This is a genomic window from Salinicoccus cyprini (assembly GCF_007713705.1).
GTDB lineage: Bacteria > Bacillota > Bacilli > Staphylococcales > Salinicoccaceae > Salinicoccus > Salinicoccus cyprini.
In genome coordinates this window covers 14,302-30,356 of record NZ_VMSJ01000002.1, presented here as the reverse complement: position 1 = coordinate 30,356, position 16,055 = coordinate 14,302, and the positions used below count along the sequence as shown (strand labels likewise).

Genomic DNA, 16,055 nt, shown 5'->3' with positions numbered 1-16,055 from the left:
ACCGTCATGGACAGAGTTTACAGGGATGAAACTGTTGATCGTGCAATCGCAAAAGGGCTGGAAGAACTGAATGTATCGGAAGCGGACGTCAAAATCGATGTTGAAGAAGAAGGCAGAAAAGGGCTGCTCGGTTTCGGCAAGAAGGATGCGGCAGTCAGACTGACGATCATCAACCCCGAACTGAAGCTTTATGACTCGATCGAAGCGTTGGCTGCAAGGAACATGGAAAAGACAGAAATCGATGTGTCTGGAATATCACCTGAAAATGAAGTGCAGGAACAGGCGTCGGCGCACCATAATACTATGGAAGAAACAGAACCGGTTCCTCCGGATACGGAAGTACAGGAAGATGCCCTGGTTCAGGAAGAGATGCCGGATGAGACAGGGCGGAATGAAATGTCCATCGAAGAAGCAGCGGAGGAGACAAGGCGCTATATCGACCGGGTCATCCGGGATATGAATATTGAAAGAAGCAGTGAAGTCAGCATCAGGCAGAACGAAGTCCAGATAGAACTGTCTTCGCCGATGGCAGCCAAGCTGATCGGCAAGCGCGGGGCGACGCTCAATGCGTTGCAGGAAGTGGCCCAGCAGTATTTCAATTCGATCTACAGAAGCTACGGTTCCATTCTGCTGGATGTCGAGAACTACCGGGAAAAGCGCCGTGAAACGCTTGAGAGCCTGGCAGTCAACATGGCCAAAAAAGCGCAGCGGACGAACAGACCGGTGCGCCTGGAGGCGATGCCTTCATCCGAACGGAAGATCATGCATCACGTATTAAGCAGAATCGAAGGTATTGAAACCCATTCCGAAGGCTCGGAACCGAACCGCTATATCGTAATAGAAAAGAAGTAAAGGAGTATTGCATCATGCAATTAGAAACAATATCCAGCATCTCCACCCCCGTGGGTGAAGGTGCAATCGCTATCGTGCGTCTATCAGGCGTCGATGCCGTTGAAATTGCAGACCGTCTCTATAAAGGGGCGAAATCCCTATCATCAGTGGATTCGCATACGATCAACTATGGTCATATCATGGATCCGGATACACAGGAGTCCGTGGAAGAGGTCATGGTTGCAATCATGAGGGCGCCCCGTACCTATACGCGCGAGGATATCGTTGAAATCAATTGCCATGGTGGCATACACACGGTCAACCGCGTGCTCCAGCTGACATTGAAACACGGCGCCCGCATGGCGGAACCGGGCGAATTCACGAAACGTGCATTTCTTAATGGCAGAATCGACCTGTCCCAGGCCGAAGGTGTCATGGATTTCATCAGATCGAAGACGACCGAAGCATCCAAAGTGGCCAATCAGCAGATGCAGGGCAGATTGAAGTCATACGTCGAAGATCTGCGCCAGAGCATCCTCAACATACTGGCCCAGGTGGAAGTCAATATCGACTATCCCGAATATGATGATGTCGAGGAAGCGACGACCGAATTTCTCCAGGAAGAATCCCGAAAGGTCAAACAGGAAATCGAGAAGCTGCTGAAAAGCAGTACGCAGGGCAGGATTCTAAGAGAGGGTCTGAGTACCGTCATCATCGGCAAGCCGAATGTCGGCAAGAGTTCCCTGCTCAACTATCTCATCCAGGACAACAAGGCCATCGTGACGGATGTCGCAGGGACGACGCGCGATATTCTGGAAGAGTATGTGAATGTCAACGGCATTCCGCTCAAGCTGATCGATACGGCAGGTATACGTGATACCGACGACATCGTGGAAAAGATCGGTGTCGAGCGCAGCCGCCAGGCACTGAAGGAAGCGGAACTCATCCTTTACGTGCTGAATAATAATGAACCACTGACCAATGAAGACGTGGAGATTCTCGATTCCATGGCGGATCAGAATGTCATCAGTATTGTAAATAAACTGGATCTGGAAGCAGAGCTTGATGTGGAAGATCTGAAATCAAGATACCCGGGGATGTCCATCGTCAAGACATCCATCATCAACAGTACGGGTGTCGATGAACTTGAGGACAGGATTGCCGGATTGTTCTTCGAAGGTGAAATACAGTCTGTGGATTCCACCTATGTATCGAACAACCGCCACATCCACCTGCTTGAGCAGGCAATATCCGCAATATCGGATGCAATAGAGTCTGCTGAAATGGATGTTCCGGTGGATATTGTCCAGATCGATCTTGTAAAAACATGGGAACTGCTTGGAGAAGTGATTGGTGAGGACGTCAGCGAACAGCTGATCGACCAGCTCTTCAGCCAGTTCTGTCTTGGAAAATAAAAAGGAGGATAACTATGGCAAGTAATATGAAATATGATGTTGTTGTCATCGGTGCGGGGCATGCCGGCGTTGAAGCAGGACTGGCCTCGGCACGAAAAGGGCTCAGAACGCTCATGCTGACAATCAACCTTGATAATATCGCCTTCATGCCCTGCAACCCTTCAGTAGGGGGGCCTGCAAAAGGCATTGTAGTCCGTGAAGTGGATGCACTCGGCGGACAGATGGCAAAAGTGATAGATAAGACACACATACAGATGCGCATGCTCAATACCGGCAAAGGTCCGGCAGTCCGGGCACTGCGTGCACAGGCGGACAAGGTCCTGTATCAGCAGGAGATGAAACGTGTGCTGGAAGATGAACCGAATCTGGACATTCTTCAGGGCATGGTGGATGAAATGATCATCGAAGACGAAGAAGTCAAAGGCGTCAGAACAAATATCGGTACAGTGTATGAAGCGGATGCAGTCATCGTGACGACAGGCACGTTCCTGCGCGGGGAGATCATTCTTGGAGATTTGAAATACTCCAGCGGTCCGAACCACCAGATGCCTTCCGTACCACTTGCCGACCAGATGAAGGATCTCGGCTTTGATATTGTACGCTTCAAGACGGGCACACCACCGAGAGTCAATTCCGACTCCATCGACTACTCCAAAACCGAAATCCAGCCGGGAGACGATGTCCCGCGTGCATTCAGTTTCGAAACAACTGAATTCATCATGGATCAGCTGCCTTGCTGGTTGACCTATACTTCGGAAAATACGCATATGATCATCAACGACAACCTGCACCTTTCAGCAATGTATTCCGGTATGATCAAAGGGACAGGGCCACGCTACTGTCCGTCCATTGAAGACAAGATTGTCCGTTTCAACGACAAGCCGCGCCACCAGATCTTCCTCGAGCCTGAAGGTCGCGATACGAAGGAAGTCTATGTACAGGGTCTTTCCACGAGCATGCCTGAGAATGTACAGAGGGAAATGCTCGCTTCAGTTCCAGGTCTTGAAAATGCCAGAATGATGCGTGCGGGCTACGCCATCGAATACGATGCACTCGTACCGACACAGCTCTGGCCGACACTCGAGACGAAGAAGATCAAGAATCTTTATACCGCTGGTCAGATCAATGGTACAAGTGGCTACGAGGAAGCAGCAGGACAAGGCCTCATCGCCGGCATCAACGCAGCAAGCAAATTGCTCGGCGAAGAGGAACTGGTACTCAGCCGTTCCGATGCCTATATCGGCGTACTCATCGATGACCTTGTAACAAAAGGTACAAATGAACCGTACAGACTGCTCACTTCAAGAGCGGAACACCGTCTGCTGCTGCGCCATGACAATGCGGATATGCGTCTGACCGAGATCGGTCACGACATCGGTCTGATTTCGGACGCACGATATGATGCATTCCAGGTGAAAAAGCAGAACATCGAAGATGAGATCGAACGTCTGAAAGGAATCCGTATCAAGCCGAATGAACTGGCCCAGTCCATTATTGCGGAAAAAGGCGGCACTGCACTCAAGGATGGCATTCTTGCCATCGAGCTGCTCAGACGTCCGGAGATGGATTATGATTCCATTATGACTATAATGGAAGATGAAACGACGCTGACACAGGAAGAGTATGAACAGGTTGAAATCCAGGTGAAATACGAAGGCTACATCAAGAAGTCGCTTCTTCAGGTCGATAAGGTGAAACGCATGGAGAAGAAGAAGATTCCAATGGACATCGACTATGACGTCATCCATTCCCTTGCCACTGAAGCCCGTGATAAACTGAAGACGGTCAAGCCGCTTGATATCGCCCAGGCTTCAAGAATATCCGGTGTTAATCCTGCAGACATCTCCATTCTGCTCGTCTACATCGAACAGGGTGACATCAAACGGGTGAATGCATGAGAGAAGGACAGTTCATCGACGCACTGAAGCAACAAGGTATTGAACTGACTGATGTTCAGATCGATCAGTTCAGAAAGTATTTCGACATGCTGGTCGAGTGGAATGACAAGGTCAATCTGACAGCAGTAACTGATGAAGCGGACGTCTATCTGAAACACTTCTATGATTCATTGACACCATTGTTCCATGTGGATATTCCAGAAGGTGCGAGCATCTGCGACGTAGGTGCCGGTGCCGGTTTCCCGAGTATTCCAATGAAAATAGTCAGACCGGATATCAAGGTGACCATAGTGGATTCGCTGAACAAGCGCATCATGTTTTTAAATGAGCTGACAGCAGAACTCGATCTGGATAAGATGCATCTGGTGCACGACCGTGCCGAAAACTTTGCACAGGGGGCACAGCGCCATATGTTCGATATCGTAACGGCACGGGCTGTCGCCCAGCTGAATGTATTGGCGGAACTCTGTCTGCCACTCGTCAGAACAGGCGGGCGATTTATCGTACTGAAAGGCCGCAAGGGTGCCGAGGAACTTGAAGACAGCCGCTTCGCCCTCGAGCTTCTCGGCGGAGAACTTGAAGGGACGCACAACTTTACGCTTCCGGAAGAAGACAGCGAACGGTATATACTGGATATCAGGAAACGAAGAAAATCACCCGGGAAATATCCGAGAAAAGCGGGTACTCCGAACAAATCTCCATTAAAATAAAAGGCAGGTGTGGCATGTGAAGAAACCATTTTCAAGACTTTTCGGTCTGATAGACAAAAGTGAAGATCAGCAGGAGAATGTATCATTGCAGCACTTGTCGATGGAAAATATCGTCCCGAACCGGTATCAGCCGCGGACGGAGTTCGATCGCGATCGTATCAGGGAACTGGCGGATTCCATCGAGGAGCATGGATTGCTCCAGCCCATCACCGTGCGCCCGATCGAAGAGGGAATGTATGAAATCATTGCAGGGGAACGCAGATTCAGAGCATTGAAGATGCTCAATCGGGAAGAAGCGGAAGTCATCGTGAAATATCTGACCGATACCGAATCTGCTGCCATCGCGCTGATAGAGAACATCCAGCGCGAAAACCTCTCCAGCATTGAAGAGGCGAAAGCCTATAAGAAACTGCTCAAGATGGATGGCATCACACAGAAGAATCTGGCTCAGAATCTCGGCAAGAGCCAGTCCTTCATTGCCAATAAGCTCCGTCTTCTGAAGCTCTCCGACGAAGTGATCGAAGCACTCCAGAAGCAGGAGATTACAGAACGCCATGCCAGATCGCTGCTCAGTCTTGAAGATGAGATGCAGGGTGAAGTCCTCGAGGAGATCAGACGGGAAAAGATGACGGTCAAGGACACGGAGCATGCTGTCAAAAAGAAGCTGAAGCATACCAATGATGCGCTTGATTTCAACGATGATGTCTCTTTCGTTCTGAACGATCTCAACCGGGAAGTGGATAAGCTGAAGAACAAAGGCTTCAATGTTTCCTATGAGGCGTCCGATGAAAAGGCATTTCATGAGGTGACGATCAAGATATACAAATAGACACTCACTTGTGTGGGTGTTTTTCTTATGTTACAAATGGCAAGCTGGCTGATATAATAACAGCATGTGATTTTTACATACAGGAATGCTGCACTGGAGGTAGTGGACATGGCGAGGCAAAAAGGATTGGGCAAAGGTCTCGGAAAGGGACTGGACGCTCTATTTTCCGGAATCAGGGAAGGTGAGGCAGTCATCGAACTCAAAATTTCCGATATCAGAAGGAATCCATATCAGCCCCGGGTTGAGTTCAACGAAGAAAAGTTGAAGGAACTGGCTGAATCAATTGAAAATCATGGTGTCATCCAGCCGATCATCGTCAGAAAGTCCGTCAAAGGCTATGATATCGTTGCTGGAGAGAGACGTTACCGTGCAAGCAGACTCCTAGGGCGTGAAACTATACCGGCCATCATCAAGGAGATGACGGATACGGAAATGATGGAACTGGCCATCATTGAAAACCTGCAGCGGGAGAACCTGAACCCGCTCGAAGAGGCACTGAGCTACCGGCAGCTGATGTCGACATTGAATATCACCCAGAGTGAAGTGGCCCAGAGGCTCGGCAAGTCACGGCCCTACATTGCCAACATGCTGAGACTGCTCAATCTGCCCCAGACCATCCGGCAGCTGATCAACGACGATGAGCTCTCGGGCGCCCACGGGCGGACACTGCTGGCACTCAAGGATCCCTTGCAGATGGAAGAAGCCGCAAAGCATGCTGTGCGAGAGCAGTTGAGTGTCAGAGCACTTGAAGCCTACGTGAAAAGCCTTCAGGAAGTGACAGTGGCCAAAAAGCCCAAGCAGCGCAGGCCGGCATTCATCGAGCGGCATGAAGCAATGCTCAAGGAGCGGTTCGGCACGACAGTGGAAATCAGGAAGAAGCGGAAAAAGGGCACCATTTCCTTTGAATTCAGAAGCGAAGAGGAATATAAACGGATCATGTCCTTGCTGGAAAATGAATAAAATGAAAAGTGAAGGTGAAAAATTGTGAGTTTGTTTAGTCTTAATCTTGGTAGCACAACATCGCTGGATGAGCCGGTGGATCTTTCGTTTATTGAGGAAATCATGGCTGAAATCAAAAATCCAGATTTGTGGATTGGAATCGGCGCCAGGATACTAGCGGCGATTGCACTGATCATCGTAGCAATGATCGTCATTAAAATCATCAACAGGATCATAGGCAACTTCTTTATCGTCAAAGGCAGGTCCCGCCTCAAAGGAACAGATAAACGCAACCAGACACTTGTCAGTGTACTGCAGAATGCAGTGACGGTCTTCATCTGGTTCGTCATCATCATGATGATTCTTGAATCCTTCAGTCTGCCCGTACGCACACTCCTTGCCGGTGCCGGTGTAGTCGGTCTGGCTATCGGTTTTGGTGCGCAGAGTCTTGTAAAGGACATCATCACCGGATTCTTCATCCTTCTTGAGAACCAGTTTGATAAGGGTGATTTCATCAGAGCGAATACTTCCGGCGCTACCGTAGCGGAAGGTGAAGTGCTGTCTTTCGGCCTCCGTGCGACAAGAATCCAGGGCTGGGAAGGTGAATTGTTCATCATTCCGAACGGCATCATCAATGAAGTGGTCAACTTCTCGCGCTATAATGCGATAGCGATGCTCGATATAAACGTTGCAGTCGAAGAGGATGTCAAACGGATTGAGAACATACTCGAGTCCTACTTTACTGCACATTGGCAGGAGGAGGAGACTCTGATTGCGAAGCCTGAGGTTCTCGGACTGCAAGGCATCCAGAATGGTGAAGCAATCATACGTGTCATGCTTGAAACACAGCCGATGGAGCACTTCGGAGCGACACGTCGCATGAGACAGGCAATTAAGAGTCATCTTCTGGAGCATGGCATCCAGATTTCTGTACCGAAGATGGATATTCAGCAGTTCGATACCACTAAAAATAAAGGTGAATAGTCATGGCCAAAGATTATGATCTGAACGATATTGTTGAAATGAAGAAGCAGCATCCATGTGGCAACAGGATGTTCCGTATCACCCGCATGGGGGCGGACATCAAAATCAGATGCACCCAGTGCGATCGGGTGATCATGATGCCACGACGCGATTTTGAAAAGAGAATGAAAGCAGTAAAACAAAAATATGAAGCATAAAGGTGATTAAAAATGGCTTTGACAGCAGGTATCGTCGGGTTGCCGAACGTCGGTAAATCCACACTATTCAACGCAATAACAAAAGCAGGCGCGCTCGCAGCAAACTATCCATTCGCAACAATCGATCCGAACGTCGGCATCGTGGAAGTACCGGATGAGAGACTGAATGTACTGACGGAGATGGTGGAACCGAAGAAGACCATCCCGACCGCTTTCGAGTTTACGGATATCGCCGGCATCGTGAAGGGTGCTTCCAAAGGGGAAGGGCTTGGCAACAAATTCCTCGCCCACATCCGCGAAGTGGACGCAATCTGCCAGGTTGTCCGTGCGTTTGATGATGAGAATGTGACACACGTTTCAGGCAAGGTCGATCCGATTGATGATATAGAAATCATCAATATGGAATTGATTTTTGCTGACCTTGAAAGCATCGAAAAAAGACTGCCGCGCCTCGAGAAGATGGCGAGACAGAAAGACAAGGAAGCGATGGCAGAACAGGCGCTGCTGTCCAAGATCAAGGAAGGTCTGGAGAACGACCAGCCGGTCCGTGCGCTTGAATTTACTGAAGACGAAGCGAAGCAGGTCAGAACGCTCCACCTGCTGACGCAGAAGCCGATGCTTTATGTAGCGAACGTAGCAGAAGACGAACTGGGTGATCTGGATCAGAATGAATACCTCAAATCGATTCAGGAATACGCTGAGAAGGAAGGCTCTGAGGTCATTGTCATTTCTGCGAAGGTCGAAGAGGAGATTGCGGTGCTGGATGATGAGGAGAAGGAGATGTTCCTCGAAGATCTCGGTATCGAGGAATCCGGCCTCGACAAGCTGATCAAGGCGGCATATGGCCTGCTTGGACTGGCAACATACTTTACAGCCGGTGTGGAGGAAGTCAGGGCATGGACGTTCAAAGAAGGCATGACGGCACCGGAATGTGCTGGCATCATCCATACCGACTTCCAGAAAGGCTTCATCCGTGCAGAGACGGTCAGCTATGATGATCTCGTCAGCAACGGTAATATGGCTAGAGCCAAAGAGGCCGGCAAAGTCCGCCTTGAAGGCAAAGAGTACATCATGAAAGACGGGGACGTCGTTCATTTCAGATTTAATGTATAGAAACATTGTAAAATGAATCAATGACTGGTATAATGTTGGATTGTGAGTAATGAAAATTATTCCTTGCCTATTTCCATGTAGATAGGCCGCTAAAGACCATAAGGAGGTGTAGAAGATGAAGGCATATGAAATTCTATATGTTATCCGCCCGGATATCGAGGAAGATGCGAAAAAAGCGGTTGTTGAACGTTTTGACAACGTACTGACTTCCCAAGGTGCGGAAATCGTCGAATCAAAAGAGTGGGGTAAACGTCGTCTGGCTTACGAAATCAATGATTTCAAAGAAGGCTTTTATCACATCATCAAAGTCAATGCTGATGTGGAAGCAACAAGCGAATTCGATCGTTTGGCCAAAATCAACAATGACATGATCCGTCACATCATTGTTGTTGATGAACAAGCTGAAAACAACAAGTAATAATACAATGGAGTTGATTACATGCTGAACCGTGTTGTATTGGTAGGGCGTCTTACTAAAGACCCTGAACTGAAAGTCAGTCAAAGTAATATTTCTGTAGCGACCTTCACACTGGCGGTCAATCGTCCGTTTACAAGTTCGAATGGTGAGCGCGGTGCTGACTTCATCAACTGTGTGGTTTTCCGTAAACAAGCAGAGAACGTCAACCAGTATTTGAAGAAAGGCAGTCTGGCAGGAGTAGATGGCAGATTGCAGAGCCGTTCCTATGAGAACAAAGAAGGTCAAAGAGTGTATGTGACTGAAGTAGTGTGTGATAGTGTGCAGTTCCTGGAGCCTAAAGGGCAGCAGGGGCAAGGCAGTAATCAACAGTATAATAACAATTCCGCAGATAGCTACCAGAATGCGTACGGCAATCAGTCCACTGGTTCCAGACCGGCACCTCAGCAGTCGAGAAAGAACTCGAATGAAGAGAACCCATTTGCCAATGCAGATGGACCGGTCGATATCAGTGATGATGATCTACCATTCTAATCGATACCCAAAGAATGGGTATTTGTAATAAACGTGTGAAAAGTGTGTGTGTGCGTATATGGGATATTGTGTGGTATTCCATATGATAGGCATTCCGGATAATCCGGAATGCCTTTTTTATTTCACAATAAATCACCGTGACTGTGTTCTATAATGCCTTACGAATGTTTATAATTGTAGATGAACCTATAATCGAGAATGGAGCATTTTTATGAGAAGGATCATGCTTGCATGCATGCTGATATTCATGATGCTTGCCGGCTGCAGCAGTGCTTCCGGCGAAGCAGAGCAGTCTCTGACCGTTTCGGCAGCAGCGAGTCTCGGTGATGCCATGGACGAAATCAAGACGTTTTATGAAGAAGCAAATCCCGAGGTTTCGCTGTCCCTCAATTTCGGGGGATCAGGGACATTGCAGAAACAGATTTCCCAAGGCGCCCCTGTGGATCTTTTCATATCAGCAGCAGAAGACAGATTCCAAATACTGCTTGATGAAGGCAGGATGGATGACTCGGCACATACCGAACTGCTCGGCAACTCGCTCGTTCTTATCGTGCCAGAAGGAAACGAAGAGATTGCCATGGACGAACTGGATCATGTGGATACACTTTCCATCGGTACACCAAGTACAGTTCCGGCCGGCATGTATGCCAAGGAAGCACTGAAGTCTTTGGGCCAGTTTGAAACATTGGAAGGGAATATTGTCTACGCGAAGGATGTCAGGCAAGTGCTGTCCTATGTGGAAACAGGGAATGTCGATGCAGGCATTGTCTATCGTACAGATGCTGTGGGGAGCGAGAAAGCCACCATTACTGAAGAAATTTCTCCATCTCTCCACACCCAGATCAACTATCCGGCGGGTGTACTGAAAGATTCGCAAAATCACGAAGCCGCAATGGATTTCTATAAATTTCTCCAGTCCGAAGCGGCACTGAAGGTGTTTGAAGACCATGGATTCACGACTCAGTAGCATTACATTGGAAGCCTTTCTCGAGCCGGTCCTCCTTTCTTTGAGAGTGTCCATCATCGCGTTCATCATCGTGTTCATTCTCGGTACTTTGACAGGAAAATGGATGGTGGATCGCAGGTTTAGAGGCCAGTCCGTCGTAGAGACGATCATCATGCTGCCACTGGTACTGCCGCCGACGGTAGTCGGATTTCTGCTGATCATCCTTTTCGGCAACAACAGCATTCTGGGAGAGTGGATTACATGGATCTTCAGCCAGCCTGTCATTTTCACCTGGTATGCCGCAGTGATTGCGAGTACTGTTGTCGCCTTTCCGCTGATGTACCAGTCCGCCAAGGCAGGATTCCAGAATATCGATAGAGATGTTGAAGAAGCAGCCAGGGTGGACGGTGCAGGACACTTTCAGACATTCCTCCGCATATCCATCCCTCTTGCATCGAGAGCGCTCATGGCAGGTGGTATACTGAGCTTTGCCAGAGCTCTTGGGGAGTTCGGTGCGACTTTGATGTTTGCCGGCAATATCCCCGGGGTCACACAGACGGTGCCGACTGCCATCTATATCGCGCTTGATTCCGGGAGGATGACGCTTGCCTGGTTGTGGGTCATTACCATCATCATCATTTCATTCATCATGCTGTTCATTGCGAGAACAAAAAATCCAAGCCGATAATTGTTTGAGTAGAAGATACAATTAACATAATTCTTGGATTGACAACAGTCCTGAAAATGTGTAAAATATACCATGCACATACAAAGACACTTCCACACGTTCATAAGAAATAACAAAATTATAGATATGAACATGCTTACGCAGTACCCACACACTACTGCAACGCAGCGTTCAATCTGTAGAGGAGGATAACTCATGGCAGGTCCAAGAAGAGGCGGTCGTCGCCGCAAAAAGGTTTGTTACTTCACAGCTAATGGCATTACGCACATTGACTATAAAGAAGTAGATCTCCTTAAAAAGTTCATTTCAGAACGTGGAAAAATTCTTCCAAGACGTGTAACAGGTACTTCTGCGAAGTATCAGCGCCAGCTTACAAAAGCGATCAAGCGTTCACGTCACATGGCATTGCTTCCATATGTTAAGGAAGAGCAATAATATAGGCTAAGTGTTAAACCCTTGGAGCGGCAACGTTTCAAGGGTTTTTGTTATGTTCTTATTGAGCTATCGAAGAAAATCTCCTACTGCACTGGTATGCTACAATAGTATAAAGTTAACCTATTACACATAAGGGGGGGGATGTTTCGGATGAATAACGATGGAGAAACACCTGAACAGAGAAGAGAGAGATTGAGGCAGGATGAACTGAAAAATAATTCAGGCGGCAATCTGAGAGATGCTTCGGGTAGAGCAGGTGGTGGCAGTCTCACCGATTTGACAGGCGGCCTGGGCTCGAAAGGGCTTGGCATACTGATCCTGATTATTATGATAGTGGCAGCCATCGGTTTTCTCATTTTCAACTAATAGCAGTAATTGTTCACACAATGTTCACTTATGAAGCGGGTTGCTATATAGGTATACTGACTCTTATTGATTAGAAAAGGAGATTCATGTATGCCAACTACAAAAAAAGAAAGCCTAGTTTTTAGTATGATCATGTGCTTTTTCATGGTCTTTATCATGACCATATACAATGAAGTTTTAAACGGTAGTATTTTCACCATGTCTTTTTCCAAGCAGGTTGTCAGTTTCATCTTCGCCTATGTGATCGCTCTATTTCTGGATATGGTTCTGATTGCGCCGATCGCTAAGGGTATCGGCCACAAAGTCTATAGTATGACATCGAAGAAGATCTTTATGATATTGACCATCTCGTTCTTCATGGTGACTGGAATGGCAATGCTGATGTCCATCTTCGGTCTAGTGATGTCATCCATGAACACTGATGCAGTGGGTAATATATCATTGGTCAATCTGTATCTATCCACTTTCCTGAAAAACTTCATTTTTGCACTGCCGCTGCAACTGATTGTAGTAGGGCCGCTGGTCAGATTCATCTTCAGTAAAATATATGTCAGGCAAGCCGCTGCAGCTTAGCTATAACTGTTCAGCCAGTCAGATGATAAGACATAAAGAAACCCCAGTGACTAAATAAAGTCATTGGGGTTTAAATCTATTACTAGAATCTATTTCTGTCGTTATCCAGACGGTCGTTGTCCAAACCATCTCTATCCAGACGATCATTATCAAGCGTGCCTCTTGAAGTGTCGGTTTCATCAATGTCTACGTCTTCACGACGGACATCTTCGGAAACGTGCTCTGTATCTCTGACTTTATCTTTTTTGACAACAACTTCTTCGCTTACTACATCTTCTTTTTCAACGTTTACACGCTCTTCGTTGATAGAAACATTGATGGAGTCGTTGTCTGTTGCATCGATATCACCAGCTGGCCGGTTACCATCTACAGGACGGCGTTCGATTGTTACTTCGTCACGCTCTACAGGGACATCGAATTCCTGGTGTTCTGTTTCGGTATGCTTATCAATGTTTACTTCGCCTGTTTTGACATTCTCTTTATCTACATTCAGTCGTTCTTCACGGAGTTGAATTTTTTCTTCATCAGTCAAGTCCGTTCTGTCGGAAAACTCATCATTAATTCCATCATTATTATTCAGTGCTCTTTCATCCACGTTATATACACCTTCTCTTTCTCCTAGTGGCGCATCTCTTTCAGTGTCCACAATATTTTGATCGCGACGTCCTTCGACCAGGTCGTCATTGATTACACGGTTATCTCTTTCACCATCACGATAGTCTTGACCACGTTCCGGAAGGTCAGCTCCATCAACATAACTGTTTTCATGACGTCTCCGCTCATCGCCAATTCCACCAGCAGCAGCCGTTGCGCCAGCAGCACCCGTTACGCCTGGGCGGTGTGCACTGCCTGGAGTGGAATCCGGACGGTTCGCTGTTTCGCCGGTATCTACTCTATCGCTTTCATCTTCCAGCAGTGGGTCAGTCGGATAGTCAGTAGTACCACTCTCAATTTCATCATTTACATATAGAAGGATTTTACCGCTGTCCAATGCCTGTCTATATTCTTCTTCTTCTTCGGAGGACAGGTTCATGTTTGACATGACACGCTCTTCCGGTTGCTCTGCAGAGAACCATGAAACGATTTTGTCCCAAGTAGTACCTTCAGATGTCTTGTAATTAACATCAGTGTAGTTCAATGAGGAACCTTCAAGCTCTTCTCTGGATACTACAGTGATCTGGTCTTCGTTGATACCTTCGGATTTCAGTTGCTCGATTCTACCCAGCATTTCCTGTTCACTTGTATAGGATTCAATCTCACGCATAACTCTTACCTCCATTTTTTTAAATAGTTAATTGCCGTTATGACTCTTACGTTTACTTCTTCAATTCCATTTTTTATACTTTCTTTGCATGTAATAAATGTATACCCATCATGAAATCGAATAAACTAAGCATGAAAATTTAAATAGACAGAAGTATCAACATTATGGAATAATATTCTAAAAAGGGTGGGAACATTTGGAAAATGTAGGAGAAAAAATCAGGGGGAGAAGAAAGATGATGGCATTCTCCCAGTTGAAGTTGGCTGAAAATATAACATCCCAATCTGCGATATCGAGACTGGAGAATGATATATTCACCATTCCTTTGAATGAACTGATGGACGTTCTCGAAAGATTGAATCTGAGCATGCATGATGTGTTTTGTGGGAACGAAAAGACACTTGGTAATATCGTCCGAGAGGAATTGGATGAAGCTCGAGGAGAGCTGGATTATGAAAGAATGGAACAGATTCTAAAAAGCTATAATAAAAAATTTTGGAACCAATCGCCTGAAATGGCAGGTTACGAGTCGTGGCATCGTGGGCTTGTTAAACAAGCAAATGGAGAATATAGAGATGCCCTGCGTTTGATCAGCAAAGCAATCGAAAAGAATCAAATAAATGAAAAGATGTATGAAATGATTGCAGAGATGCATTTAGCAAAAGGGAACATATATAATATGAACAACTTGAGTGGTCTGGACTCTTATAAAGAAGCATTATACTACTATGAACTTTCCAAAAAAAGTTCTCATAAGCTGGTTGTGAAGATCTTATACAACCTTACAGTGAGTTTCTGTGAAGCTGAAGAACACGGGAAATCTCTCAGATACTCTAATAAAGCTCTGGAAATTCTTCATAAGAATGAATCTACATATCTGATCTGCTACATAATGTATATGAAAATGTCTGCCATGATTCATTTGGGGAAGCAGGAGGAATACGTTCTATTCAGAAATAATAATAGGATATTTTTTGAGATTTATAATAAACTGCAATTGCTGGTTAATTTAGAAAATTATTCCCGGGAGAATATTTCGTGACAAGTAGTAAGTTTTACATAGTCATTACTCTATAATGAAGGTGTTCTAGGAATAGAAACATACATCAAAGATTATGGAGGGTTTAAAATGAAGAAGTTATTCGTGTTTTTCGCAGTATCATTAATCTTGGCAGGTGGAAGTGGTGTATCATCTGAAAATAGTTTAGCTAAGCAATCTCATGATTGCTGGTGTTTAGAACATATTTTCTAGATGAAGGTAGACGACATTAAGATGAGAAATCTGGAAAATCCTGTTATACGTCTGCTGTATTTCAATCAGTATAAGATTCTAAGTCTGCTGGATCCGATAAATCGCTCGTCTTATGGCTACTATATGGACATTCTCGTTGAAGGGATACAGAAAAGGTATCCTGACATTCTGGAAATGGTCGATGCGGAGGGTATAAGGGTGGATGTTTCTGATGAAGTGGATCTGATTCTTGAGATGTTTGCAAAATTGGAAAAGTCGTTGGATTGTCTCCCGGATGAGTTACGAAATGATCTGGTTGATAAATATCATGTATATTTCGGAGGTTTTGACTGCAGCAGCAAGGTGGAGCATCATTGTTTTATATATTATAATTTTCTAAAGCGTCATCAGAAGGTCAACATTCAGAAAAGGACAGGGATGCACGCGAACCTGTCTCTTCATCATTATCGACAGATGGCTGTGACTTATAGGTCCCTAGGCTATGTGGCCGTACTGTCGGCTGAACAGATCCGGAGGGTCTGCATTCGAAAGGGCAGGGAATCGCAGCTGCTCCGTCCCATCCATATAAATTTCCCGGAACCATGGGGAGCGGGTGGTGCACAGCTGGTGAAGGAAGAAAGATTTGATCTGGAAGAATAAACATCTAAAAAACGATTTGGAAACGCA

The 16,055-nt window shown here is 46.4% G+C and carries 20 protein-coding genes; 19 read left to right on the top strand and 1 reads right to left on the bottom strand.

Translation table 11 applies throughout. The features are described from left to right. Positions 1 to 6 precede the first annotated feature (6 nt). The 16 genes from jag to FO441_RS06300 all read left to right on the top strand — a co-directional run bounded on the left by jag (position 7) and on the right by FO441_RS06300 (position 12,873). Entirely contained in the window at positions 7 to 852 is an 846-nt protein-coding gene (jag, locus tag FO441_RS06375; protein ID WP_145287468.1) for an RNA-binding cell elongation regulator Jag/EloR, read from the top strand. 14 nt (positions 853 to 866) lie between these two features. Next, positions 867 to 2,246 carry a tRNA uridine-5-carboxymethylaminomethyl(34) synthesis GTPase MnmE gene (gene mnmE, locus FO441_RS06370; RefSeq protein ID WP_145287466.1) on the top strand — a complete coding sequence of 460 codons (1,380 nt, stop codon included), beginning with the start codon at positions 867 to 869 and terminating at the stop codon, positions 2,244 to 2,246. A gap of 14 nt (positions 2,247 to 2,260) precedes the next feature. After that, a complete protein-coding gene (gene mnmG / locus FO441_RS06365) occupies positions 2,261 to 4,144 on the top strand; it encodes a tRNA uridine-5-carboxymethylaminomethyl(34) synthesis enzyme MnmG (RefSeq protein ID WP_145287463.1) in 1,884 nt (627 codons plus the stop codon). Further along, a complete protein-coding gene (gene rsmG / locus FO441_RS06360; RefSeq protein ID WP_145287460.1) occupies positions 4,141 to 4,854 on the top strand; it encodes a 16S rRNA (guanine(527)-N(7))-methyltransferase RsmG in 714 nt (237 codons plus the stop codon). The genes mnmG and rsmG overlap by 4 nt, the downstream gene beginning before the upstream one ends. Before the next feature lie 16 nt (positions 4,855 to 4,870). Further along, the gene (locus FO441_RS06355; protein ID WP_145287457.1) at positions 4,871 to 5,683 is read left to right on the top strand and encodes a ParB/RepB/Spo0J family partition protein; all 813 of its coding nucleotides are present in this window, start codon (positions 4,871 to 4,873) and stop codon (positions 5,681 to 5,683) included. A 108-nt stretch (positions 5,684 to 5,791) separates the two neighbouring features. Further along, complete coding sequence (locus tag FO441_RS06350; protein WP_281287284.1) at positions 5,792 to 6,643, top strand: ParB/RepB/Spo0J family partition protein; 852 nt, start codon at positions 5,792 to 5,794, stop codon at positions 6,641 to 6,643. Between the two features lie 24 nt (positions 6,644 to 6,667). After that, on the top strand, positions 6,668 to 7,606 hold the full coding sequence (locus tag FO441_RS06345) for a mechanosensitive ion channel family protein (protein WP_246095056.1): 939 nt from the start codon (positions 6,668 to 6,670) through the stop codon (positions 7,604 to 7,606). A gap of 2 nt (positions 7,607 to 7,608) precedes the next feature. Then, positions 7,609 to 7,803 carry a DUF951 domain-containing protein gene (locus tag FO441_RS06340; protein WP_145287454.1) on the top strand — a complete coding sequence of 65 codons (195 nt, stop codon included), beginning with the start codon at positions 7,609 to 7,611 and terminating at the stop codon, positions 7,801 to 7,803. 12 nt (positions 7,804 to 7,815) lie between these two features. Further along, positions 7,816 to 8,916, top strand: a complete 1,101-nt coding sequence (ychF, locus tag FO441_RS06335; protein WP_145287451.1) for a redox-regulated ATPase YchF — start codon at positions 7,816 to 7,818, stop codon at positions 8,914 to 8,916. A gap of 115 nt (positions 8,917 to 9,031) precedes the next feature. Beyond that, positions 9,032 to 9,334: a 30S ribosomal protein S6 gene (rpsF, locus tag FO441_RS06330; RefSeq protein WP_145287449.1), complete on the top strand. Its 303-nt coding sequence runs from the start codon at positions 9,032 to 9,034 to the stop codon at positions 9,332 to 9,334. 21 nt (positions 9,335 to 9,355) lie between these two features. Next, complete coding sequence (gene ssb, locus FO441_RS06325) at positions 9,356 to 9,865, top strand: single-stranded DNA-binding protein (RefSeq protein WP_145287446.1); 510 nt, start codon at positions 9,356 to 9,358, stop codon at positions 9,863 to 9,865. 211 nt (positions 9,866 to 10,076) lie between these two features. Continuing rightward, complete coding sequence (gene modA / locus FO441_RS06320; protein ID WP_145287443.1) at positions 10,077 to 10,832, top strand: molybdate ABC transporter substrate-binding protein; 756 nt, start codon at positions 10,077 to 10,079, stop codon at positions 10,830 to 10,832. Beyond that, positions 10,813 to 11,499 carry a molybdate ABC transporter permease subunit gene (gene modB / locus FO441_RS06315; RefSeq protein WP_145287440.1) on the top strand — a complete coding sequence of 229 codons (687 nt, stop codon included), beginning with the start codon at positions 10,813 to 10,815 and terminating at the stop codon, positions 11,497 to 11,499. Before modA ends, modB begins: the two co-directional genes overlap by 20 nt. A 195-nt stretch (positions 11,500 to 11,694) precedes the next feature. Then, positions 11,695 to 11,934, top strand: coding sequence for a 30S ribosomal protein S18 (rpsR, locus tag FO441_RS06310; RefSeq protein WP_031546752.1), 240 nt, complete (start codon positions 11,695 to 11,697; stop codon positions 11,932 to 11,934). A gap of 150 nt (positions 11,935 to 12,084) precedes the next feature. Further along, positions 12,085 to 12,300, top strand: a complete 216-nt coding sequence (locus tag FO441_RS06305; RefSeq protein ID WP_145287438.1) for a DUF6366 family protein — start codon at positions 12,085 to 12,087, stop codon at positions 12,298 to 12,300. Positions 12,301 to 12,390: 90 nt separating this feature from the next. Continuing rightward, positions 12,391 to 12,873, top strand: a complete 483-nt coding sequence (locus FO441_RS06300; protein WP_145287434.1) for a DUF2798 domain-containing protein — start codon at positions 12,391 to 12,393, stop codon at positions 12,871 to 12,873. 82 nt (positions 12,874 to 12,955) lie between these two features. On the opposite strand, the gene FO441_RS06295 is transcribed toward FO441_RS06300, so the two are convergent. Continuing rightward, complete coding sequence (locus FO441_RS06295) at positions 12,956 to 14,137, bottom strand: DUF2382 domain-containing protein (RefSeq protein ID WP_186365491.1); 1,182 nt, start codon at positions 14,135 to 14,137, stop codon at positions 12,956 to 12,958. Positions 14,138 to 14,333: 196 nt separating this feature from the next. Between FO441_RS06295 and FO441_RS06290 the strand changes: the two genes are divergently transcribed. The 3 genes from FO441_RS06290 to FO441_RS06285 all read left to right on the top strand — a co-directional run bounded on the left by FO441_RS06290 (position 14,334) and on the right by FO441_RS06285 (position 16,028). Beyond that, the gene (locus tag FO441_RS06290) at positions 14,334 to 15,179 is read left to right on the top strand and encodes a helix-turn-helix domain-containing protein (RefSeq protein WP_145287428.1); all 846 of its coding nucleotides are present in this window, start codon (positions 14,334 to 14,336) and stop codon (positions 15,177 to 15,179) included. Between the two features lie 87 nt (positions 15,180 to 15,266). After that, a complete protein-coding gene (locus FO441_RS12725) occupies positions 15,267 to 15,389 on the top strand; it encodes a hypothetical protein (RefSeq protein ID WP_281287283.1) in 123 nt (40 codons plus the stop codon). Between the two features lie 21 nt (positions 15,390 to 15,410). Beyond that, positions 15,411 to 16,028, top strand: a complete 618-nt coding sequence (locus FO441_RS06285; RefSeq protein WP_186365490.1) for a YfbU family protein — start codon at positions 15,411 to 15,413, stop codon at positions 16,026 to 16,028. Positions 16,029 to 16,055 lie beyond the last annotated feature (27 nt).

Bases quoted from the DNA above. Each gene is read 5' to 3' on its own strand.
- FO441_RS06340 (WP_145287454.1), top strand. From the start codon at position 7,609: ATGGCCAAAGATTATGATCTGAACGATATTGTTGAAATGAAGAAGCAG.
- FO441_RS06285 (WP_186365490.1), top strand. From the start codon at position 15,411: ATGAGAAATCTGGAAAATCCTGTTATACGTCTGCTGTATTTCAATCAG.
- modA (WP_145287443.1), top strand. From the start codon at position 10,077: ATGAGAAGGATCATGCTTGCATGCATGCTGATATTCATGATGCTTGCC.
- FO441_RS06295 (WP_186365491.1), bottom strand. From the start codon at position 14,137: ATGCGTGAGATTGAATCCTATACAAGTGAACAGGAAATGCTGGGTAGA.
- mnmE (WP_145287466.1), top strand. From the start codon at position 867: ATGCAATTAGAAACAATATCCAGCATCTCCACCCCCGTGGGTGAAGGT.
- ychF (WP_145287451.1), top strand. From the start codon at position 7,816: ATGGCTTTGACAGCAGGTATCGTCGGGTTGCCGAACGTCGGTAAATCC.
- FO441_RS06350 (WP_281287284.1), top strand. From the start codon at position 5,792: ATGGCGAGGCAAAAAGGATTGGGCAAAGGTCTCGGAAAGGGACTGGAC.
- rpsF (WP_145287449.1), top strand. From the start codon at position 9,032: ATGAAGGCATATGAAATTCTATATGTTATCCGCCCGGATATCGAGGAA.
- FO441_RS06305 (WP_145287438.1), top strand. From the start codon at position 12,085: ATGAATAACGATGGAGAAACACCTGAACAGAGAAGAGAGAGATTGAGG.
- FO441_RS06300 (WP_145287434.1), top strand. From the start codon at position 12,391: ATGCCAACTACAAAAAAAGAAAGCCTAGTTTTTAGTATGATCATGTGC.
- ssb (WP_145287446.1), top strand. From the start codon at position 9,356: ATGCTGAACCGTGTTGTATTGGTAGGGCGTCTTACTAAAGACCCTGAA.
- rpsR (WP_031546752.1), top strand. From the start codon at position 11,695: ATGGCAGGTCCAAGAAGAGGCGGTCGTCGCCGCAAAAAGGTTTGTTAC.
- modB (WP_145287440.1), top strand. From the start codon at position 10,813: ATGGATTCACGACTCAGTAGCATTACATTGGAAGCCTTTCTCGAGCCG.
- FO441_RS12725 (WP_281287283.1), top strand. From the start codon at position 15,267: ATGAAGAAGTTATTCGTGTTTTTCGCAGTATCATTAATCTTGGCAGGT.
- jag (WP_145287468.1), top strand. From the start codon at position 7: ATGGACAGAGTTTACAGGGATGAAACTGTTGATCGTGCAATCGCAAAA.
- mnmG (WP_145287463.1), top strand. From the start codon at position 2,261: ATGGCAAGTAATATGAAATATGATGTTGTTGTCATCGGTGCGGGGCAT.
- rsmG (WP_145287460.1), top strand. From the start codon at position 4,141: ATGAGAGAAGGACAGTTCATCGACGCACTGAAGCAACAAGGTATTGAA.